Consider the following 19,874-nt stretch of genomic DNA (forward strand, 5'->3'; position numbering starts at 1 on the left):
CTGTCAGTCGCCGTCAAAGGTCCTTGGGGTGCGCCGACCCGTGACGCGCGCCCAATACTCATCGGACCGCTTTTCAAAGGTCGCCGCATCCCGCGCGTCGCTCTGGTAGAAGGCCCCGCGCGGGATCTCGTCCACGTAGGACTGTTCCACCCAGCCACGCGGATCGTTGTGCGGAAAGCGGTAGCCCTTGTGCCCCAGATCCTTTGCCCCGGCATAATGCGCGTCGCGCAGGTGCAGGGGAACGCTCAGCTGCGGGTGGCTGCGCACGTAGGACAGCGCCGCGCCGATGCCGCGACAGGCGGCGTTGGATTTCGGCGCGCGGGCGATGTGCAGCGCCGCATGGGCGAGGATGATCTGCGCCTCGGGGTAGCCGACACGCTCCACCGCCTCGGCCGCGGCGACGGCGGTTTGCAGCGCGGTGTTGTCGGCCAGACCGATGTCCTCGGAGGCGTGGATCATGATCCGCCGCGCGATGAAACGCGGGTCTTCCCCGGCATGGACCAGCACCGCAAGCCAGTAGAGCGTGGCGTCGGGGTCCGAACCGCGCATGGATTTGATGAAGGCGGAAGTTATATCGTAATGCTGATCCCCGGTGCGGTCGAAATTCACCGGCGAGGCGGCATAGACCTCGTCGATCATCGCCTCGGTGATGGCGCCGTCATGCCCCACGGCAAGGCTTTCGAGCGTGGTCAGCGCGCGCCGCGCATCGCCGCCAGAGCGCCCCGCCACCCGCCGCAACTGCGCGGGCGTCAGGGTGACGTGGACGCCCTGCCCCTCCAGATGCGCGAGGCCGCGGCGGATCACGTCCTCCATGTCGTCGATGCTCAGCGGTTCCAGCTTGAAGACCTGGCTCCGCGAAATCAACGCCTTGGGGATCGAATGATAAGGGTTCTCGGTGGTCGCCCCGATGAAGTCGGTGGTGCCTTCCTCGCAGATGGTCAGCAGGTCGTCGGCCTGCGTGGCGGACAGGCGATGCACCTCGTCCACGAACATCAACGTCGGTTTCATCCGCGCCTCGTCGGCGATCTTGCGGATGTCCTGCACCCGCACGCCTGCCGCGTGCAGAACGCGGAATTCCTTGCCCAGCATATTGCCCACGGCCCGCGCGATGGAGGTCTTGCCGATCCCCGGCGGCCCGTACAGCAGCACCGATCCCAGCGCATTGGCCGCGATGCGCCGCCGCAGGATCGACCCCGGCGCGGTCAGAGCCTGCTGGCCGATCACCTCGTCCAGCGTCGTGGGCCGCAGCACATCCGCCAGCGGGCGGCGCTTGGTCGAGGGGGCGGCGTCAAACAGGTCCATGGCACATCCTTCGGGGGTGTGCCCCTTCCTAGACCGCCCGCGCGCCCGCTACAACGTCACCCAGGCGGCGTCCCTGGCGGAACTCTCGACACAGGCGGCGATGAAGCGAATCCCCGCCAGCCCTTCCTTGATCCCCGGCACATGGGCGTCCGGGTCATTGCCCCGGATCAGCGCGGCGGCCTCGGCGTAGATGGTGGCAAAGCCCTCCAGATAGCCCTCGGGGTGCCCGCCCGGCGTGCGGGTGTTGCGCAGCCCGGCCTCGGTGGCCCCGGCCCCGGCGCGCGTCAGGATCTGCTTGGGCTGCCCAAAGCGGGTGAAGGTCATCACGTTGGGGTTCTCCTGCGCCCACTCAAAGCCGCCCTTCTCGCCATAGACCCGCAGCCGCAGCGCGTTCTCATTGCCCACGGCGACCTGCGACGCCCAAAGCGCACCCTTGGCCCCTCCCTTGAACCGCAGCATGACCTGCGTGTTGTCATCGACTTTCCGTCCGGGAACAAAGGCGTCGAGGTCGGCGGCCAGCCGCTCCGCCTCCAGCCCCGTCACGAAACAGGCGAGGTTGTAGGCATGCGTGCCGATATCGCCCACCGCGCCGCCCGCGCCGGATTTGGCGGGATCGACGCGCCAGTCCGCCTGCTTGCCGTGGGTTTCCTCGGCCAGCCAGTCCTGCGCGTATTCCACCTGCACGACGCGGATGGCGCCCAGATCGCCGCGCGCCACCATCTCGCGCGCCTGCCGCATCAGCGGGTAGCCCGTGTAATTGTGCGTCAGGATGAAGTGTTTGCCGGAACGCTGGACAGCCTCGGCGATGGCCTCCGCCTGTTCCATGGTGGCAGCGAGCGGCTTGTCGCAGATCACGTGGATGCCTGCATTCAGGAAGGCCACCGCAGGCCCCGCGTGCATGTGGTTCGGCGTGACGATGGCCACTGCGTCGATGCCATCGGCACGGGCGGCCTCGGCCTGTGCCATTTCTTCGTACGACCCATAGGCCCGATCCGCCGCGATCCCCAGCTCCGCCGCCGAGGCCCGCGTGCGTTCGGGGTCAGAGGACAAGGCCCCCGCCACCAGCTCCCAATCGCCGTCGATGCGCGCGGCGATGCGGTGGACGCCGCCGATGAAGGCACCCTGCCCGCCGCCGACCATGCCAAGCCTGAGTTTACGCATCGCTCAAATCCCCAACATGCGGTTGATCTGGGCGCGGTCCACCGCCCCGCCCGCGAAATCGTCAAAGGCCTTGTCGGTCACCTCGATGATATGCCGCGCGATGAAGGGCGCGCCCTCGGCCGCGCCTTGCTGCGGCGACTTCAGGCAGCATTCCCATTCCAGAACGGCCCATGAGTCATAACCGAACTGCGCCAGCTTCGAGAAGATCGCGCCGAAATCCACCTGCCCGTCGCCAAGGCTGCGGAAGCGCCCCGCGCGGTCCGTCCATTTCTGGAAACCGCTGTAGACCCCCTGCCGCCCGGTCGGATTGAACTCCGCATCCTTGACGTGAAACGCGTTGATCCGGTCGTGGTAGAGGTCGATGAAAGCGAGGTAATCCAGCTGTTGCAGCACGAAATGCGACGGATCGTAGTTGATCCGCGCGGCCTCGTGCCCGTTGACAGCGTCAAGGAACATCTCCCACGTCGCGCCGTCGTGCAGGTCCTCGCCCGGGTGCAGTTCGAACCCGATATCCACGCCGTTGTCGCTGTAGTGGTCAAAGATCGGCAGCCAGCGGCGGGCCAGCTCGGAAAAGGCTTCTTCCACCAGACCCTCGGGCCGCTGCGGCCAGGGGTAGAGGAAGGGCCAGGCCAGCGCGCCCGAGAAGCTGACGGTATGCGCGAGTCCCAGCCGTTTTGACGCGACCGCCGCCTTCTTCACCTGATCCACGGCCCACGCCTGCCGCGCCTTGGGGTTGCCCTTCACCGTCTCAGGCGCGAAGGCGTCGAACGCCTCGTCATAGGCCGGGTTCACCGCGACCAGCTGGCCCTGAAGGTGGGTCGACAGTTCGGTGATCTCCACCCCGGCCTCATGGCAGACGCCCTTCACCTCGTCGCAATAGTCCTGACTGTCGGCGGCGCGGTCCAGATCAAACAGCCGCCCGTCAAAGGTCGGAATCTGCACGCCCTTGTAGCCGAGGTCGGCCGCCCATTTCGCAATGCCGCCAAGCGTGTTGAACGGCGCTTCGTCCCCGGCGAATTGCGCAAGGAATAAAGCGGGACCTTTGATCAGACCGGGCATGGTGCCTCCTGGGGTTTTCTGTAGCGGACAAAGGCAAAGGCAGAGGCATCCGGTGCCCAGCACGGCACGTTCAGCGTGCCCTGCCCGCCATAAAGGGTTAACAACGTCTCGGACGGCCCGCCTGTTGCGGGCATCAGCCTCAGTTCCACATCGCGGCCAAAGGGATGTCCCTCGGTCCCCGGCGGATAGCTGAGGTAAAGAACATGCGCGCCGTCCGGCGACGGATGCGGAAACCATTCGACCCGCGCGCTACGGGTCATCTGTTCAAGATCCGACCCGTCAGGCCGGATGCGCCACAGGTCCGAGGCCGTCCCGCCGCGCTCTGAATTGAACCAGATCCACGCGCCATCGGGGGTGTAATCCGGCCCGTCGTAATGCTGCGGACTGGTGACAAGGCAGGTCTCGGCACCGCCGGCCACCGGGATCGTGTAGATTCCGAAATCGCCATCGCGCACCGCCACATAGGCCAGCGTTCCCCCATCGGGGGACCAACCGTGCCACCAGCTTGGCACCTGTTCGGTGATCCGCGTCGGCACGCCGCCCGTGATGGGCAGCGTGTAGATGCAGGATTTGCCGGTCTCGGTCTTGTCCGAGATCACCAGCCGGGCACCATCGGGAGAGATCCCGTGGTCGTTGTTCAATCCGGTCAGGGAGCCCGTGTCGATCTGCTCCAGCTGACCGCTGTCCAGATCCAGCCGGAACAGCCGCCCGCCTCCGTTCACGATCAGCGCCGCGCCGTCCGGGGTCCAGTTCGGCGCTTCGAGCAGCTCGGCGCTGTCCAGCACCACATGCGTCCTGCGCGTCGCCAAGTCGAAGATTTCGACCGTGCAGACCATCACGCGGCGCCCTCCGGCACGTAGTCGAAGCGCGTGAAATCCGCTGTCATCCCCATGCCGGACGTGTCAAAAGCCATCATGCCCACAAAGGCGCCGGTGAAGAATCCCACCAGCGGACGCCCGCCTTCGTCCGACAGGATCGAAGCATCCAGCTCCGGCCCCAGCTTTTCCCATCCGTCGCCAAGGTTGTAGAAAAACTGCTGTCTGGCGTTATCCACCTCAACCGCAAGGGAAATTTCCCCCTCCGGGATCGGCACCGGGTCGCAGGGAAAGCTCAGGTCGCCATGCGGGTAATCGTTCGCCGCAGACAGGATCGTCAGCACGCGTTGCCCATCCCCGGTGCCATCATCCAGAGTCGTGACGCAGGCAAAGTGGAACTTGTAGCGGTTGTAATAGGTCGTCAGCCCCGCCGCCTGCTGGTAGGTCTCGGGGGCAAAGCCCGTCAGCGTGGTCTCGGCCCGATAGACGAAATGCTCCTGCCGCCGCGCCACCAGCGACTGTTCGAACCAGCTTCCGATGCTTTCACGCCCGGTGAGCCGCAGCGCCTCGCCGGTCAGGGTGAACAGCCGCTCGGGAAAAGGCGTCCTGAGCCACTGGAATTCCTCCGGCAGCACCTCGTCGTCAAAGCGCCGCCGCAGGGCGCGCAGCCCCTCCGGCTGGACGTCCACCGGCGCGGGGATCTCCACCGCGGGGACCGGTCCGCCGTGTTCCAGGAACAGCCAATCATCGCGCCAGACGCATTTCTGGATCGCCGTCTCGCGCCCCAAGGGCGACCGCCGCTCTGCCAGCCCCTTGAGCGGACGCGAGCACAGGTGCGTGTGATAGGTCAGCCCCTCGGGCGTCTCGACGATCTGACCATGGCCCGCCCGTTGCAGCTCCGCCTCGGGGTGGTCCTTGGTGGTCAGCAGATGCACATCGGGGTGAAACGCGTAAGGCCCGGCGATCTGCCGCGACCGCAGCATGGTCACCGCGTGGGCATAGCCCGTGCCGCCCTCGGCCATGGTCAGGTAGTACCAGCCGTTGCGTTTATACAGGTGCGGCCCCTCGGTCAGCCCCAGCGCCGATCCCTTCGACAGCAGCATGACCGGCCCGAAAAGCCCCCGGTCCACCGACCACTCCTGCGCGTAGATGCCATCAAACGCCGGATGCGGCAGCTTTGCCCCATGCGACCCGCGCAGATGCGACCATTGCAGGTTGATGACGTACTTGCGCCCGTCGTCGTCATGGAACAGCGAAGGGTCGAAGCCCTTGGAGTTCAGAAAGATCGGGTCGGACCACGGCCCCTCGATCGTGGGGGCCGTCACCACGAAGTTGTGCGTGTCCTTGAAGTTGCCATCCAGCCGTTTCACATCCGTATAGACCAGCCAGAACAGCCCGTCGGCGTAGCTCAGACACGGCGCCCAGATGCCACCCGAGTCCGGGTTGCCGCGCATGTCCAGCTGGCTGGCGCGGTCCAGCGGACGGCAGGCCAGCCGCCAGTTCACCAGATCGGTGGAGCGGTGGATCTGCACCCCCGGATACCATTCGAAGGTCGAGGTGGCGATGAAATACTCCTCGCCCACCCGCACGATCGACGGATCGGGGTTGAAGCCGGGCAGGATCGGATTGCAGATCATCGCCACGCCCTCCTCAGGCCAAGAGCGCCTGCGCGGCGGCGGGGTCCAGGGCCTCGGGCCGGTCGCAGGTGGTGGTGATGTCGAGGACCGCGCCCTCTTCGCCCGCCCGCAGGATCGAGGTCATGACGTCCACCACGTGCAGCGCGAAATCGAGGTTGCAGCGATGCGCGCGCCCGTCGAGGATCGCCTGCGCCATATCCGCCAGCCCGGCACAGCGGTAGTTCGCCACCGGCGTACCGCGCCCGTCGACACCGTTCGGCACGCCCAAGGGATGCGCCGCCGCGGGCGGGTTCACGAAGGCCTGTTTCGAGGTCATCCGCACCTCGCCGCCAAAGAAGTTCGGGTCCGGCACATGCAGCGTACCCTCCTGCCCGTACAGCTCCATCGGCGTGTGGCCGTGCTGCCAGACATCCCACGAACTGATGAACGTCACCTGCGCGCCGGAGTGGAACTGCAACACGGCGTGGATGGTGGTGGGGGTCTCGACCTTGATCTTCTCACCGTGACGCGGCTGGCTGGTGATGGTGCGATATTCAGACCCCATGGAGGTCATCGCCGTCACGCGCTTCACCGGGCCAAGCAGTTGCACGAGGTTCGACACGTAATACGGCCCGAGGTCCAGCACCGGGCCGCCGCCCGCCTGAAAGAAGAAGTCGGGGTTCGGGTGCCACATCTCCATCCCCGGGCTTTGCACAAAGCAGGTGCCCGAGGTGATCCGCCCCACCGCGCCGCTGTCGACGATCTCCCGCGCCAGTTGATGCGCACCGCCAAGGAAGGTATCGGGGGCCGAGCCGACGCGCAGGCCACGGGCCTCTGCGAGGCGCTTCAGGTCGGCGCCTTCGTCCAGCGACAGCACGAATGGCTTCTCGGAATAGACGTGTTTGCCCGCCTCCAGAATGCGCTTCGACACCTCGAAATGCGCCGCCGGGATGGTGAGATTGACAATCAGATCAATGTCTTCCGCAGCCAGTAGATCCTCTACAGTCTCGGCACGCAGACCGAATTCCTCGGCGCGGGCGCGCGCGGCGTCCATGTTCATATCGGCGCAGGCGCGCATCTCGACGCCCTTGAACAGCGGCGCAAGCCGCATGTAGGCGGCCGAGATATTGCCGCAGCCGATCACGCCAATTCCCAAAACGTCAGCCATGTCTCACAACCCCTTGAAGGCTTCGATGGACCGCGACGCAAAGCGCTGCGCATCCGACGGCTTGTCATGTTCCATCACGAAGAGGTCCACGCCAGCGCCCCTCAGCGCCGCCATGATGCCCTTCCAGTCCAGCGTGCCGTGGCCCACATCGGCCCAGCCGTCCTCGTCAACGCAGTCGCCCGCAGGCGCGATGTCCTTGACATGCGCCGTGGTCAGCCGGTCGCTGTAGCGTTCGATATAAGCCAACGGATCGGCCCCGCCGCGCACCACCCAGGCCACGTCCATCTCCCAGTCGATGCTGGGGGCGTGTTCCAGCAGCAGCTCCATGGCGATCTCGCCGCCGGGCAGCGGCATGAACTCCCAATGGTGGTTGTGCCAGCCAAAGGCAAAGCCCGCGTCATTGACCTTCTTCGCGGCCTCTTCCAGCCGTTTCGCCAGCGCGATCCAATTGGCCGCGTCGGTGCCATTGCGCCAGAGGTCCTCGGGCGCCGGGCAGAAAAGGCGCTGCATTTTCAGAACCTTGGCCGCATTCAAAGAGCTTTCCAGCCCTTCTTCGAAAGACCCGATCGGGAAGAAATGACCGGACGGCATGGTCAGCCCGTTCTGATCCAGCGCCGCCTTGAAGGCCACAGGATCCCCATAGACCCCGCCGAAGCCCTCGACCTGGGTGTAGCCCAGCCCGGCGATCATCTTCAGCACGTCCTCCCACGGGGTGAACTCGCGCGCCGAATACAGTTGAAACGAAACATCCATTGTCAGTGTCCTCTAAAGACGGTTTTCAGTGGCCGGATCGAACAGCGAGGCGCGTTCCGGGCGAAAGCCGATCTCGACCTCGTCCCCGGGGCGCACCGTGGCCTGCCCATCCATGCGAATGTGAATTTGATGCGCGCCAAGATGGGCGTAGATCACCGTGTCCGATCCCATGGGTTCGACCAGTTCGACCTTCACCCGTGTGCGGGCGACGGCAGAGGCCAGGTGATCCCCGGTGGCGATGTGTTCGGGGCGCAGCCCGATGATGGCCTCGCCCTCGCGGCGAGACCCCTCCTCGAAGGCATAGCCGTCGAGCGGAATGACCAGGTCCCCGGACCGGAAAGCGCCGCCGGACAAGGTCCCCTTGAGGAAGTTCATCGAAGGCGATCCAATGAAATCAGCCACATAGAGGTTCCTTGGCCGATTGTAGATTTCGTGGGGGCTGGCAAGCTGCATGATCTGCCCGCCCTTCATGATGGCGATACGGTCCGCGAGGGTCATCGCCTCCACCTGGTCGTGGGTCACGTAAATCATCGTGTTTCCAAGACGTTCGTGAAGCTTCTTGATCTCGACCCTCAAGTCGGCGCGCAGTTTCGCGTCGAGGTTCGACAGCGGCTCGTCGAAGAGGTAGACCTCGGCGTCGCGCACCAGAGCCCGGCCAATGGCGACGCGCTGGCGTTGCCCGCCCGACAAGGCCGCAGGCTTGCGGTCCAGCAGCGGTTCGATCTGCAACACGCCCGCCGCCTTGGCCACGCGGGCCTCGATCTCGGGCTTTGGCATCCCGGCATTCTTCAGGCCAAAGGACATGTTCCCGCGCACCGTCATCTGCGGGTACAGCGCGTAAGACTGGAACACCATGCCGATGCCGCGCTCGGACGGCTCGGCCCAGGTGACGTTCTTGCCGCCGATGTGGATCTGCCCGCCGGTCAGCTCCAGCAGTCCCGCGATGCAGTTCAGCAGCGTGGATTTCCCGCAGCCCGAGGACCCCAGCAGCACAAGGAACTCGCCCTTGCCGATGTCGAGGTTCAGGTTCCGCAGGACCTTTACCGCGCCGAACGACAGGTCGAGGTTGCGGATCGAAACGGAGGCTTCATCCCCCGTAAAGGTTTCTGGCTGCATGTTCATGCATTCGCTCCCCTTGCGTCTGTCGCGCGGATGGAAAGGACCACCTGACAGGATCGGAAGTTTCGGATTTGGTGCCGCAAATTGTCAGCTGACAATCCGAATTTCCCTTTCTTTTCAGTCACACTTTGTATCCCGGTGAACGTTTTTGACGAATACCCGACGACACTCATCCCTTCACCGCCCCGGCGGCGACACCACGCACGAACAGCTTGCCCGAGGCGAAGTAGATCACCAGCGGCACCAGCCCGGTCAGCAGCGTGGCGGCCATGTTGACGTTGTATTCCTTCACCCCCTGGACGGAGTTGACGATGTTGTTCAGCTGCACGGTCATCGGGTAGAGGTCGGGTTTGGTGTAGATCACACCGAACAGGAAATCGTTCCAGATTCCAGTGACTTGCAGGATCATCGCCACCACGAAGATCGGCAAGGACATGGGCAGCATGATCTGGAAGTAGATGCGCCAGAAGCCCGCCCCATCGACCCGCGCGGCCTTGAACAGCTCCTCGGGCAGCGAGGTGAAGTAATTGCGAAACAGCAGCGTCAGGATCGGCATGCCAAAGATCGAATGCACGATCACCAACCCCCAGAGCGACCCGTAAAGGCCCGCCTCCCGCAGCAGGATGACGATGGGATACAGCATGACCTGATAGGGAATGAACGCGCCGAAGATAAGGATGGCAAAGAAGGTGTCCGCGCCCTTGAACCGCCAGTTCGCCAGTGCGTAGCCATTGACCGAGGCAATGGCGATGGACAGCACCACCGAGGGCACGGTGATCCGCACCGAGTTCCAGAACCCGCGCGACAGCCCGTCACAGTTCAGGCCGGTGCAGGCTTCGGACCATGCCTTGACCCAGGGTTCAAAGGTGATCTCCACCGGCGGGGCAAAGATATTGCCCATGCGGATTTCCGGCAGTCCCTTCAGCGAGGTCACGACCATCACGTAAAGCGGCAGGAGGTAGTAGAGCGACACCACGATCAGCGTGCCGTAAAGCATGATGTTGTTGCGGGTGAAGGCCTTCTTTGGCTTGGGTCCGGTGGGGCCTTGCAACATCGGCTCGGCCTTGATCGGTGCGGTTGTGTAGATGTCAGCCACGGCGCTTCCCTCCGAATTCCATCATGGCCCAGGGGATGACGACGATCATCACGGCCAGCAGCATCATGGTGGAGGCCGCGAAGCCCTGCCCGAGGTTCTGGCCGCCGAACATGTAGTCGTAGACGTATTTGGCGGGCATCTCGGTCGATACGCCGGGGCCACCCCCGGTCTGCGCGACGATCAGGTCGTAGACCTTGACGATGGAGGACGCGACCAGCACCAGCGTGGTGATGAAGATGGGGCGCATCATCGGGATGATGATGAAGACATAGGTCTTCCACGCCGGGATGCCGTCGATGCGGGCGGCCTTCCAGATCTCCTGATCGATGCCGCGCAGGCCTGCCAGCATGAGCACCATGATAAGCCCGGTGCCCTGCCAAAGCCCCGCGATCACGACGCCGTAGATGGCGATCTCGGAGTTGTACAGCGGGTCGAACTCGAAGCTTTTCCAGCCGAGGTCACGGATCACCGTCTGGATGCCGAGGTCGGGGTTCAGGAGCCACTGCCAGACGAGGCCGGTGACGATGAAGGACAGCGCGAAGGGATAGAGCATGATGGTGCGGAAGGTGTCCTCGAAGCGGATCTTCTGGTCCATCAATGCGGCCAGCACGAAGCCGATCACGAAGGAGAACACCAGCATGCAGGCGCCGTAGATGAACAGGTTCTCGATCGAGACCACCCAGCGGCTGCTGCCCCAGAGGCGTTCGTACTGGTCGAGACCGACGAACTTCCATTTCGGCAGCAGGCCAGATTTCGTGAAGCTGTAGGCGACCGTCCAGAGCGTGCCTCCGACGAAGATCACCAGCGCCGTGGCGATCATCGGAATGGCCGCGATCTTGGCGCTGAGATTTCGCGTCAGCGTACTGGGTCGTGAAGCGGCCATCGGCGCCTCCCGTCAAAGCGAATGTCGGTTCAGGGGGATGGGCCTGCCGGGGTGGCAGGCCCTTGCGGCGGCGCTTACTCGGCGTCCTCGATGATGCTGACGAACCGCTCCTGCGCGGCGGCGGCGGTCATGTTCGCATCGGCGAAGAACTCCTTGAAGAGGTCTTCGAGCTGGGTGCGCGTGTCGGAGGTCAGCAGGATGTTCATGTCCGGCACGGTCTCCCCCTTGGCAAGGATCTCCAGACCCTTTTTCATGCAATCATTGGCCGCGTCGAGGTTCACGTCACCGCGTACCGGCATCGAGCCCTTCTTGAGATTGAAGGCCACCTGCACATCCGGATCGAGGATCAGCGCGGCCAGCTCGGCCTGTGCCTTCTGGGTCGCTTCGTCCTTCACCACCGGGAAGTAGAAGGCATCGCCGCCTGCCATCAGCACGTCCTTTATGCCAAGACCCGGCAGGCAGTGGTAATCCTGACCGGCGACCAGCTCGGCCACCGCGAATTCGCCCTGCGCCCAGTCTCCCATGATCTGACCGCCGGCCTTGCCAGTGATGACCATGTTGGTGGCCTGGTTCCAGTCCTGCACGTTGGAGTCCCTGGAGAGGTCGCGCGCGATCTCCGCCGCTTCGAACACCTTGGCCGCTTCGGGGCCTGCCGCGGCTTCGGCATCCTTGTCCTGATAGATTTTCAGGTAGACGTCATTGGGCAGCAACGTCAGCACCAGCGTGGTAAACGCGAGGTTCTGCTGCCAGCCCTGCTGACCCATCGCCAGCGGGACGATGCCCGCTTCGCGCAGCTTCGGCGCAGAGGCCACGAACTCGTCCCAGTTGGTCGGAACCGGCAGGCCAACCTGCTTGTAGGCCGCGTCGGACAGCCAGAGCCACTGCTGCGCGTGGATGTTCAGCGGCGCGCAGTAGATCCTGCCGTCGACCGTGCAGGCATCGAGGATCGACGGCGGGTTCACCACCTCGCGCCACTTGTTCGCCTCGGCGATTTCGGTGAGGTCGCGCATCAGGCCGGCCTCGACCAGCTCCTCGGCCTGACGGCCGTGGTTGAACTGGGTGGCGCCCATCGGGTCGCCGCCGGTGATGCGCGAAATCATGATCGGGCGCGCGGTCGAGCCGGAGCCCGCGATGGCGCCATCCACCCACTTGTTGCCCGTGGCGTCAAAGGCCTTGGCCAGCTCGGCGACCGCCGCGGCCTCGCCCCCCGAGGTCCACCAATGCGTGACCTCGAGATCGGCGGCCTGCGCCATGCCAGCGGCCAGCATCGTGCTGCCCAGGAAAATCCCGCGAAGTGCTTTCATCTTCATTCCTCCCTGCCGGACCCTGGTCCGGGCTCTCCGTACGGGCGTCTCCTCCGCCCATCGATGTAATCGTTTACATTTTGCGCTATGCGTCATCTTCATTATGTGTAAACGATTACATCATTCATTTACTGGTCGTAGATTCGAGTCAACCCGGGTAATGCCCTGAACAGGAAAAACACGTCGAAGGATAAGATGCCCGAGGGACAGGTACAAAAAGCGGCCCGAATTCAGGACGTTGCCAAGGCCGCGGGCGTATCCACCGCCACGGTCAGCCGCGCCCTGTCGAAACCGGACCTGCTGTCGGAGGCCACGCGCGAGGCGGTGTTCACCGCCATCCGCGAGACCGGATACCGGGTGAACCAATCCGCCCGGAACCTGCGCCGGCAACGGGCCGGAGCCGTGCTGGTGCTGGTGCCGAACCTCGGAAACCCCTTCTTCAGCCAGATCCTGTCCGGCCTGTCCGAAGTCTTTGCCGACAGTGAGTATTCCGTGCTGATCCAGGACACCAACCACCTGCCGAGCGACCATCGCGGGCTGGTGGACTACTTCCTCGACAGCCGTATCGACGGGATGATCTCGCTCGATGGATCGCTCTCGCACGAGGCGCTGAACCTCATGGCGCAAAGTGGCGTCGCAGACCGCATCCTGTGTGCCTGCGAATGGGTCGCGGGGGTCAGCCTGCCCTCGGTGCGGTCGGACAATTACAAGGGCGCGCAACTGGCGATCCGGCATCTGCACGACCTCGGACATCGCCGCATCGCCCATGTCACCGGGCCTGCCGAGAACGTCCTGACCAACGTGCGGCGCGATGCCGTGCTGGCGGCGCGGGCCGAACTGGGCCTGCCGTCGCGCCCGGAATGGATCATGCGCGGCGATTTCAGCCTCGAAGCCGGGCGCGCTGCGGCGGCGAATATCATCGGAATGGCAATGGAGGATCGTCCCAGCGCGGTCTTTTGCGCCTCGGACGAGATGGCATTTGGCCTGATCTCGGGGCTGCATGGCGCCGGTCTGAGCGTGCCGGGGGACATCAGCGTCGTGGGTTTCGACGACATTGACCTGGCGGAATACTACATTCCGGGCCTGACCACGATACGGCAGGATCGTCTGGCCATCGGGCGGCGCGCGGCGGAACGCCTGCTGAACCGGCTCGACGGCGGGCCCCTGCGCGGCAGCGACGGCATCGACCTGATCGACGTCGCGTTGGTGGTGCGCGGCAGCACCCGCGCGGTCTGATCCCTCAGCCTCGCCGCGCCCGCACGGGCATGTCGGGCAAGCCCCGCTTGCGGTTCTGCGCGATGCTCAACAGCTCGCCAAGGTCGCGGCGCGAGATCGGCTTGGCCAGGAATTCATCCATTCCTGCGTCGAAACAATTGGCGATGTCCTCGGCAAAGATGCTGGCCGTGAGGCCCGAGATCATCACCTCGGCCTCGGGGCCCGGCAGGGCGCGGATGCGGCGGGTGGCCTCCAGCCCGTCCATCCCGGGCATGTGCTGGTCCATCAGCACGAGGTCGACGCCCCCGGCGGCCACGCGCGCGATGGCATCCGTCCCGTTGAACACCGCTTCGCAATCGTGCCCCAGCCGGGTCAGCATGGCGCTGGCAACGGTGACGTTGACCTTGCTGTCATCCACAACGAGGACACGCAGTTGACCGCCGTCAGAGGCCGCGCCGGGGTGGTCCGCGCCTCCTTCGCTTGTTGACGTGCCAGAGGTGGCGCGCGGCAAGGGCAGAGAGAACCAGAACCGGCTGCCCTGCCCCACCGTGCTGCTGACCCGAAGCTGGCCACCCATCGCCTTGACCAGCGCGTGACTGATCGAAAGCCCCAGTCCGCTTCCCGTGAACTTGCGGTTGCGCTGGCTGTCCACCTGCGCAAAGCGTTCGAACACGCGGGCCTGGTCCTCTGGCGCGATGCCGATGCCGGTGTCCACGACCTCGAAGGTGACGGCATCGTCCGCGCCGCGCGTGGCATGGACGGTGATCGACCCGCGATCGGTGAATTTCACGGCGTTCCCGGTGAGGTTCATCAGCACCTGGCTCAGCCGGTCGCCGTCGCCGACCACCTCGCCACCGGCGCCCTCCTCAAGCTCCACCGACAAGACGAGGCCGCGCCGCCGTGCCTGCGGCGCAAGCACCGAGACCGCGGAGCGCACCGTGTCCTCCAGCACGAAGGGCTCGTGGCGGATCAGCAGTTCCCCCGCCTCCAGCTTGGAGATGTCGAGGATGTCGTCGATCACCGATTTCAGCGTGCGGCCCGCGTTGCGCAGGATGGTCACCTGTTCGCGCTGCTCCGGGGACAGGTCGTCCTCCAGCAGAATGTCCGCCACCGGCAGGATGCCGTTGAGCGGCGTGCGGATTTCGTGGCTCATGGTCGCAAGGAAGCGGGTCTTGGTCTCGACCGCGGCCTCGGCCACATCGCGGGCGAGGGTCAGCGAGCGTTCCTTGCTCTGGATCTCTTCGCGCATGCTGGCGAAACCGTCCACCAGCAGGCCGATCTCGTCGCCGCTGTCCCTGGGCAGGCGGGCCGAGTAATCCCCTGCGGCCAGATCGCGCGCCGCATCGGACAGCATGGCCACCCGCCGCAGGATCAGCCGGTCGAGCACGATGAGCGAGGCCGCCGCCGCGACCGACAGGACCAGCATCATGATGAACCCCAGGTGGGTGACGTGATCGCGCAACGAGGTGAACCGCTGATCGAGGTCGAGCACGATGGACAGCTCCGCCACCTCCCGCCCGCCGAAGAGGATCGGCTGCCGCAGCGCGAAATAGGCCGGGCCGTCGGGCGCCGCAGAGGCCGTCACCGGGAACAGGCGGTTGCCGCTACTGTCATGCAGCTCGAGCCAGACCCATTCCGGGTACTGCGCCTGTCCGTGGCGCAGGATCTCGTGCGCGGCGCCGATCTGGTTCTGCAGGAGGTAGGGAATCAGCGCGTTGCCGAGGACGCTCATCTGGCGTTCGGCCTGCCGCAGTTCCATGTCGGTGAAGGTGCGCGCCACCTTGGGCTGCCAGACGCCAAAGAACACCGCGTAGCAGATCGCGCCGACAAGCGTTGCGAACAGCAAATAGCGCGACCGGAGGGAGACCCGCGCCCGCGCAAACCGTTCCGCGCGCCCGCCTGTCCCGCCTGTCATGGGTCGGCTCCGCAGGTGTCACGAGACCTCAAGGCGGGTTCGGTCATTGAACGAACCTCTCCAGCTGCATGTCGCGCAGAGGGTGGTATTCCACGGCGTTGGCGGTCACGATCTGCCGGAAGGGCACCTCGGCCAGAAGGGCGCGGCCTTCGTCGGTCTGCCCCATGTCGAGGAAAGCGCGGGTCACGGCTTCCCGCACCGCATCGGGCACACGGGGGTGCACGACCACCGGATGGGGCGGCACGCGCGCCGTCTCGTAGAGGGTGCGCAGCTGTGCGCGAACGTCGGCGGGCTGGCTGTCCAGCGTGGCCATCACGCCGCCCGCTGCGGCGGCACGTCCAAGCACGACGTTCAGATAGGCCGAACTGTGCGTCGCGGCGTAGAGCGGCGCGAATTCCAGCCCGAAGCGCCGCGTGAGATCGGCGCGCATGAGCAGCGACGCGCCAAGGGCATTGGGCGCGGGAAAGGCGATGGTCTGCCCGGCCAGATCGCCGGGGGAGTGGTAAGGGCTGTCCTTCGCCACAACCAGCACGCCGAACAACGCCCGCCCGCCGTCGCGCACGATGGGGGCGTAGCCTTGTTCCTCCATGGCGACGACGGCGTGATAGGGGTTCATGTAGGCAAAATCGAAATCGCCGGACCGGAAGGACCGCTCGAAGGTCGGGATGTCCGATGATCCCGCCATCTCAAAGCGATAGACTGTGCGCTGTTCCAGTTCGTCGAGGATCGGCATCCAGATCGACGCCAGTCGCATCGCCTCGAACTGAGGGACGACGCCAAAGCTGTAGGTCGGGTCCGCCCGCAGCGGACCTGCAAGGGCGCAGAGCAGCAACACACCCAGCCGCAGCAGATGCGACAGGCCTTTTGTATCCTTGGTAAGCATGAACTGTCGCCGCCTCATGGGTGCCCCTCGTTGCAGCCTCCGCCTGTCGTCCGGCACTGCACGTGGACCGGAGGTCATCCACCCGATACCGCCCGATACCGGATGTGCACTCGAACAGGTCACGAAACGATTAAGAAATGGGGCATCGCGCCAATTCAAGGTTTCTTTGGCCGCAACCTCCCGCCGCGATCAGGCAAAATTCTCTGGCTCGCCCCCCTTTGCAACGGCGAAAAGCCCGCCTATATTCAGCCTGTCTTCCTTCGGGGGGACTATGGGCATAAACGCGCATGGAATAAACGGATCGGACCCGGGGGCGGTACCCGGCGGCTCCACCAAAATCCTTCGTTTGGGGATCATGGGGCCGAAACAGGATCGACGAACGCGTAAAGATGTAGCTTTGTCCCGGTGAGATACCACCGTTATCGGTTCACAAAGTACAATTGCAAACGACAATCGTGCTCCGGTTGCTCTGGCTGCGTAAGCAGTTCGAGGAATCGAAATCTAAGTCCTTGCGCTTAGCAGTGTAAGGCGGGGTTCGCAGGTACCTGGCAACAGAAACCTGCACTTAATCCCCCCAGCCTTCATGATCCGACGCCTGATCGCCGATCGCCGCGCGATGGATTTCCGACACGGCACTGGCCGACAGCAGCGTTCCCGTGGTCGAGGCCAGGACGATCAGACCGGACCCGAGCACGACATATGCCTCCTGCACGGCGAAGGCTGCCATCAGCGCGACGCCTGACAGGACCAACAGGAGCAGGACCCCCGTCAAGGGACGCCCCATGCCGCGCGTGGCGCGCCATGCCTCGGCCACGGACAAGGGACGGCCAAGCGCCAGTCCCGGCAGAACCGGCGAAACCCGGAGAAAGAGCCATCCGCCCGCGACCGACAGGGGCAGACAGACCAGTGCGACCCGGATGAAGACGTCCAGAAACGTCACCTCCGGTCCGAGGGTCAGCACCCCCGGTTCGGTGAAGGCGGCCAGCAGCAGCGCAAGCCCCGCCATCAGCGGCCCCCACCATCCGGAGGTCAGCAGCAATAGCCGCGCGAGGTAGCGCAGCACCAGTCCCGCATCCCGCAGGCCGATCCCCTGCCCGCCTGTGGAACCTGTCCCCAGCCGAACGCGGTGCCATGTGATCGCCAGCGCGGCCATCAGCCCGGGCAGCGGCAGGAACAGCCAGACAGGTGCATCCTCGGGCGTGGTCGCAATGTCGAGGGCGAGGTAGCCAAGGCACAGGACCGGCGCCGCGCGCCACAGGTCCGGGAGGCCGATGCGCAGGCCGCAAAGGACCCGTCCGACAAATGCGCTTGTCCTCATCTGTTGAAACCCCGCGTCACCCGGCTACCTGCACCTGACACCAGCGGAGCACCCATGGCCGAGATCGTCAACATCCTCATCGCCCTCATGACCATCGCCTTTGGCGCCATTGGGTTCGTCGCGCCGCGCTTTACCGCCCGCGCGCTGGACATGACGCCCACCGAAACGACCATGGGCCTGTCGGAACTGCGCGCCTCGGCGGGCGGGTTGTTCGTGGCCATGGGGCTGGCCTGTCTGCTGGTCGGCGGCTGGGCCTATGCGGCGCTGGGCGTGGCCTATGCGGGCGCGGCCACGGGGCGCGCGGTGTCCATGGCCTTTGACGGCCCGCCGCAGCCGAAAACCCTGATGTGGTTCGCCTTCGAGGCGCTGCCCTCTGCCTGGCTGCTCTGGATGAACTGGCCCGCCTGAGCGCGTCTTGCCGCCGTCATGAACGGCGCGTAACCCTGCGGGCATGACACCGCTGTCCCTGATCTTTCGCGACTTCCTGCGCATCGGCCTGCTGTCCTTTGGCGGACCGGCGGCGCAGATTGCGCTGATGCACCGCACGCTGGTCGAGGAGCGCGGATGGCTGAGCGAGGCGCAATTCCTGCGCGCGCTGAGTTTCTGCATGTTGCTGCCGGGGCCCGAGGCCATGCAACTGGCGACCTATGCGGGCTGGCGGCTGCGCGGCACCGTTGGCGGGCTGATCGCGGGAGGTCTGTTCGTGCTGCCGGGCGCGCTGGTGATCGCGGTTCTGGCGGTGCTCTACGCGCAATACGGCGCGCATCCGCAGACCGAGACGCTGATGCTGGGGGTCAAGACCTGCGTGATCGTCATCATCGGTCAGGCGCTGGTCCGGCTGTCGCGCAAGGCCCTGAAGACGCGGACCGACGCGGTGCTGGCCGTGCTGGCCTTTGCCGCGCTCTACGCGCTGAACCTGCCCTTTCCGCTGGTCATCGGCCTTGCGGCGATGGTGGGCGCCGTGCGTGCGGCCAGCCCCGTCGAGGAAGGCCCTGCCTTTGAAGGGCGTACAAGGCCCGGCACCATTGCCCTGTGGCTGACGCTCTGGCTGCTGCCGCTGCCGATCCTCTGGCTGACGGATCAGGGGCTGCTGTTCGAGCTTGCGGCGTTCTTTGCCAAACTCGCCGTCGTGACCTTTGGCGGAGCCTATGCGGTGCTGGCCTACATGGCGCAGGAAGTGGTCGATGTGCGCCACTGGCTGAGCGCGCCCGAGATGGTCGACGCGCTGGGACTGGCCGAGACCACGCCGGGGCCGTTGATCCTTGTCACCCAGTTCGTCGGGCAACTGGCGGGGCACAATGCCGGGGGGATCGGGCTGGCGCTGGTGGCCTCGGGGCTGACGCTGTGGATGACGTTTGTGCCGTGCTTTTTGTGGATATTCGCCTTTGCGCCCCATGTCGAAAGCCTGCTGGCCCGCCCGCGCCTGCGCGCGGCGCTGGGCGCCGTGACCGCCGCCGTGGTGGGTGTGATCGCCAATCTGTCGTTGTGGTTCGCGCTGCATGTCCTGTTCGCGGAAACGAAAGACAGCGTTTTCGGCCCCCTGCCGGACCTGTCGGCCCTGCGCGCCGAAACCCTGCCGCTGCTGGGGCTGGCCGCCCTGTTGCTGTATTTCAAGGCGCCCGTGCCCCTGATGCTGGCGCTCACGGCGGCGGCCTCCTGGGTGCTTTTCGGGGGCTTGGGGATGCTCTGACTTCCCCCTCTTCCGTTCTGCGTCAAAACCAATATGGTGAGGGCAAGCAGACGAAGGTCCACGACATGTCCGATACGATTGATTACGGCAAGCTGATGCATCGCGCCATGCGCGGCCTCATCCAGGAGGTCCTGACAGGTGTGGCAGAGCATGGGTTGCCCGGCGATCACCACTTCTTCATCACCTTCGACACCCGCCACCCGGAGGTCGAGATCGCAGACTGGCTGTCCGACCGCTACCCGTCGGAAATGACCGTGGTCATGCAGAACTGGTACGAGAACCTCGAAGTGGATGACGAGGGCTTTGCCGTGACGCTGAACTTTGGCGATGCGCCGGAGCGTCTGGAGATCCCCTATGACGCGATCCGCACCTTCGTCGATCCGTCGGTCGAGTTCGGCCTGCGCTTCGAATCCCCCGACGAGGAGGATTACGAGGACGACGACGATCCGACCCCGCCCGAGGGCGACGGCCCGGATTCTGGGCACAAACACCACGATGCAGAGGTCGTCAGCCTCGATCGGTTCCGCAAGTAACCGGACGTAAACCTGTTGTCCGGCACCCTGCCCCGGTCGTGCAT

At 65.2% G+C, this 19,874-nt stretch carries 18 protein-coding genes and 1 other RNA gene; 5 read left to right on the forward strand and 14 right to left on the reverse strand.

The window, feature by feature from the left end; translation table 11 throughout:
• Nucleotides 1–3: 3 nt before the first annotated feature.
• The 11 genes from ACP16H_RS00360 to ACP16H_RS00410 form a co-directional block, all read right to left on the reverse strand.
• The gene (locus ACP16H_RS00360) at nt 4–1,302 is read right to left on the reverse strand and encodes a replication-associated recombination protein A (RefSeq protein WP_425070252.1); all 1,299 of its coding nucleotides are present in this window, start codon (nt 1,300–1,302) and stop codon (nt 4–6) included.
• 48 nt (nt 1,303–1,350) lie between these two features.
• Nucleotides 1,351–2,463 (reverse strand): Gfo/Idh/MocA family protein, encoded by a 1,113-nt coding sequence (locus tag ACP16H_RS00365; protein WP_425070253.1) that lies wholly within the window; start codon nt 2,461–2,463, stop codon nt 1,351–1,353.
• Nucleotides 2,464–2,466: 3 nt separating this feature from the next.
• Entirely contained in the window at nt 2,467–3,522 is a 1,056-nt protein-coding gene (locus ACP16H_RS00370; RefSeq protein WP_425070254.1) for a sugar phosphate isomerase/epimerase family protein, read from the reverse strand.
• Nucleotides 3,510–4,358: a TolB family protein gene (locus ACP16H_RS00375; RefSeq protein WP_425070772.1), complete on the reverse strand. Its 849-nt coding sequence runs from the start codon at nt 4,356–4,358 to the stop codon at nt 3,510–3,512. The genes ACP16H_RS00370 and ACP16H_RS00375 overlap by 13 nt, the downstream gene beginning before the upstream one ends.
• A complete protein-coding gene (locus ACP16H_RS00380) occupies nt 4,358–5,974 on the reverse strand; it encodes a glycoside hydrolase family 43 protein (RefSeq protein ID WP_425070255.1) in 1,617 nt (538 codons plus the stop codon). The genes ACP16H_RS00375 and ACP16H_RS00380 overlap by 1 nt, the downstream gene beginning before the upstream one ends.
• A gap of 13 nt (nt 5,975–5,987) precedes the next feature.
• Nucleotides 5,988–7,121, reverse strand: coding sequence for a Gfo/Idh/MocA family protein (locus ACP16H_RS00385; RefSeq protein WP_425070256.1), 1,134 nt, complete (start codon nt 7,119–7,121; stop codon nt 5,988–5,990).
• Between the two features lie 3 nt (nt 7,122–7,124).
• Entirely contained in the window at nt 7,125–7,874 is a 750-nt protein-coding gene (locus ACP16H_RS00390; RefSeq protein WP_425070257.1) for a sugar phosphate isomerase/epimerase family protein, read from the reverse strand.
• 12 nt (nt 7,875–7,886) lie between these two features.
• Nucleotides 7,887–8,996 carry an ABC transporter ATP-binding protein gene (locus ACP16H_RS00395; protein WP_425070258.1) on the reverse strand — a complete coding sequence of 370 codons (1,110 nt, stop codon included), beginning with the start codon at nt 8,994–8,996 and terminating at the stop codon, nt 7,887–7,889.
• Between the two features lie 166 nt (nt 8,997–9,162).
• The gene (locus ACP16H_RS00400; protein ID WP_425070773.1) at nt 9,163–10,047 is read right to left on the reverse strand and encodes a carbohydrate ABC transporter permease; all 885 of its coding nucleotides are present in this window, start codon (nt 10,045–10,047) and stop codon (nt 9,163–9,165) included.
• 34 nt (nt 10,048–10,081) lie between these two features.
• On the reverse strand, nt 10,082–10,972 hold the full coding sequence (locus ACP16H_RS00405; protein ID WP_425070259.1) for a carbohydrate ABC transporter permease: 891 nt from the start codon (nt 10,970–10,972) through the stop codon (nt 10,082–10,084).
• A 74-nt stretch (nt 10,973–11,046) separates the two neighbouring features.
• Nucleotides 11,047–12,276, reverse strand: a complete 1,230-nt coding sequence (locus ACP16H_RS00410) for an ABC transporter substrate-binding protein (protein WP_425070260.1) — start codon at nt 12,274–12,276, stop codon at nt 11,047–11,049.
• A gap of 195 nt (nt 12,277–12,471) precedes the next feature.
• On the opposite strand from ACP16H_RS00410, the gene ACP16H_RS00415 reads away from it, so the two are divergent.
• Nucleotides 12,472–13,512 (forward strand): LacI family DNA-binding transcriptional regulator, encoded by a 1,041-nt coding sequence (locus ACP16H_RS00415; RefSeq protein ID WP_425070261.1) that lies wholly within the window; start codon nt 12,472–12,474, stop codon nt 13,510–13,512.
• Between the two features lie 4 nt (nt 13,513–13,516).
• Here ACP16H_RS00415 and ACP16H_RS00420 read toward each other — a convergent pair whose 3' ends face one another.
• A complete protein-coding gene (locus tag ACP16H_RS00420) occupies nt 13,517–15,406 on the reverse strand; it encodes an ATP-binding protein (protein WP_425070262.1) in 1,890 nt (629 codons plus the stop codon).
• A 43-nt stretch (nt 15,407–15,449) separates the two neighbouring features.
• Nucleotides 15,450–16,289, reverse strand: coding sequence for a phosphate/phosphite/phosphonate ABC transporter substrate-binding protein (locus tag ACP16H_RS00425; protein WP_425070263.1), 840 nt, complete (start codon nt 16,287–16,289; stop codon nt 15,450–15,452).
• Between the two features lie 213 nt (nt 16,290–16,502).
• Between ACP16H_RS00425 and ssrA the strand changes: the two genes are divergently transcribed.
• Nucleotides 16,503–16,855: a transfer-messenger RNA gene (gene ssrA, locus ACP16H_RS00430) on the forward strand.
• Here the strand turns inward: ssrA and ACP16H_RS00435 are convergent.
• Nucleotides 16,855–17,607: a hypothetical protein gene (locus ACP16H_RS00435; protein WP_425070264.1), complete on the reverse strand. Its 753-nt coding sequence runs from the start codon at nt 17,605–17,607 to the stop codon at nt 16,855–16,857. The two genes, ssrA and ACP16H_RS00435, sit on opposite strands and share 1 nt — an antisense overlap.
• 54 nt (nt 17,608–17,661) lie before the next feature.
• Between ACP16H_RS00435 and ACP16H_RS00440 the strand changes: the two genes are divergently transcribed.
• From ACP16H_RS00440 to ACP16H_RS00450, 3 genes are all read left to right on the forward strand, one after another.
• Nucleotides 17,662–18,015 carry a DUF4345 family protein gene (locus tag ACP16H_RS00440; RefSeq protein ID WP_425070265.1) on the forward strand — a complete coding sequence of 118 codons (354 nt, stop codon included), beginning with the start codon at nt 17,662–17,664 and terminating at the stop codon, nt 18,013–18,015.
• 43 nt (nt 18,016–18,058) lie between these two features.
• Nucleotides 18,059–19,297: a chromate efflux transporter gene (gene chrA, locus ACP16H_RS00445; protein WP_425070266.1), complete on the forward strand. Its 1,239-nt coding sequence runs from the start codon at nt 18,059–18,061 to the stop codon at nt 19,295–19,297.
• 65 nt (nt 19,298–19,362) lie between these two features.
• Complete coding sequence (locus ACP16H_RS00450) at nt 19,363–19,830, forward strand: SspB family protein (RefSeq protein WP_425070267.1); 468 nt, start codon at nt 19,363–19,365, stop codon at nt 19,828–19,830.
• Nucleotides 19,831–19,874: the final 44 nt, after the last annotated feature.

This window comes from Sagittula sp. S175 (assembly GCF_049800975.1).
In the GTDB taxonomy this organism is placed as follows: domain Bacteria; phylum Pseudomonadota; class Alphaproteobacteria; order Rhodobacterales; family Rhodobacteraceae; genus Sagittula.

What these genes read in the sequence shown, in the direction of transcription:
- ACP16H_RS00360 (WP_425070252.1), bottom strand. Translation starts at nt 1,302, where the DNA reads ATGGACCTGTTTGACGCCGCCCCCTCGACCAAGCGCCGCCCGCTGGCG.
- ACP16H_RS00365 (WP_425070253.1), bottom strand. Translation starts at nt 2,463, where the DNA reads ATGCGTAAACTCAGGCTTGGCATGGTCGGCGGCGGGCAGGGTGCCTTC.
- ACP16H_RS00370 (WP_425070254.1), bottom strand. Translation starts at nt 3,522, where the DNA reads ATGCCCGGTCTGATCAAAGGTCCCGCTTTATTCCTTGCGCAATTCGCC.
- ACP16H_RS00375 (WP_425070772.1), bottom strand. Translation starts at nt 4,358, where the DNA reads ATGGTCTGCACGGTCGAAATCTTCGACTTGGCGACGCGCAGGACGCAT.
- ACP16H_RS00380 (WP_425070255.1), bottom strand. Translation starts at nt 5,974, where the DNA reads ATGATCTGCAATCCGATCCTGCCCGGCTTCAACCCCGATCCGTCGATC.
- ACP16H_RS00385 (WP_425070256.1), bottom strand. Translation starts at nt 7,121, where the DNA reads ATGGCTGACGTTTTGGGAATTGGCGTGATCGGCTGCGGCAATATCTCG.
- ACP16H_RS00390 (WP_425070257.1), bottom strand. Translation starts at nt 7,874, where the DNA reads ATGGATGTTTCGTTTCAACTGTATTCGGCGCGCGAGTTCACCCCGTGG.
- ACP16H_RS00395 (WP_425070258.1), bottom strand. Translation starts at nt 8,996, where the DNA reads ATGAACATGCAGCCAGAAACCTTTACGGGGGATGAAGCCTCCGTTTCG.
- ACP16H_RS00400 (WP_425070773.1), bottom strand. Translation starts at nt 10,047, where the DNA reads ATGTTGCAAGGCCCCACCGGACCCAAGCCAAAGAAGGCCTTCACCCGC.
- ACP16H_RS00405 (WP_425070259.1), bottom strand. Translation starts at nt 10,972, where the DNA reads ATGGCCGCTTCACGACCCAGTACGCTGACGCGAAATCTCAGCGCCAAG.
- ACP16H_RS00410 (WP_425070260.1), bottom strand. Translation starts at nt 12,276, where the DNA reads ATGAAAGCACTTCGCGGGATTTTCCTGGGCAGCACGATGCTGGCCGCT.
- ACP16H_RS00415 (WP_425070261.1), top strand. Translation starts at nt 12,472, where the DNA reads ATGCCCGAGGGACAGGTACAAAAAGCGGCCCGAATTCAGGACGTTGCC.
- ACP16H_RS00420 (WP_425070262.1), bottom strand. Translation starts at nt 15,406, where the DNA reads ATGACAGGCGGGACAGGCGGGCGCGCGGAACGGTTTGCGCGGGCGCGG.
- ACP16H_RS00425 (WP_425070263.1), bottom strand. Translation starts at nt 16,289, where the DNA reads ATGCTTACCAAGGATACAAAAGGCCTGTCGCATCTGCTGCGGCTGGGT.
- ACP16H_RS00435 (WP_425070264.1), bottom strand. Translation starts at nt 17,607, where the DNA reads ATGAGGACAAGCGCATTTGTCGGACGGGTCCTTTGCGGCCTGCGCATC.
- ACP16H_RS00440 (WP_425070265.1), top strand. Translation starts at nt 17,662, where the DNA reads ATGGCCGAGATCGTCAACATCCTCATCGCCCTCATGACCATCGCCTTT.
- chrA (WP_425070266.1), top strand. Translation starts at nt 18,059, where the DNA reads ATGACACCGCTGTCCCTGATCTTTCGCGACTTCCTGCGCATCGGCCTG.
- ACP16H_RS00450 (WP_425070267.1), top strand. Translation starts at nt 19,363, where the DNA reads ATGTCCGATACGATTGATTACGGCAAGCTGATGCATCGCGCCATGCGC.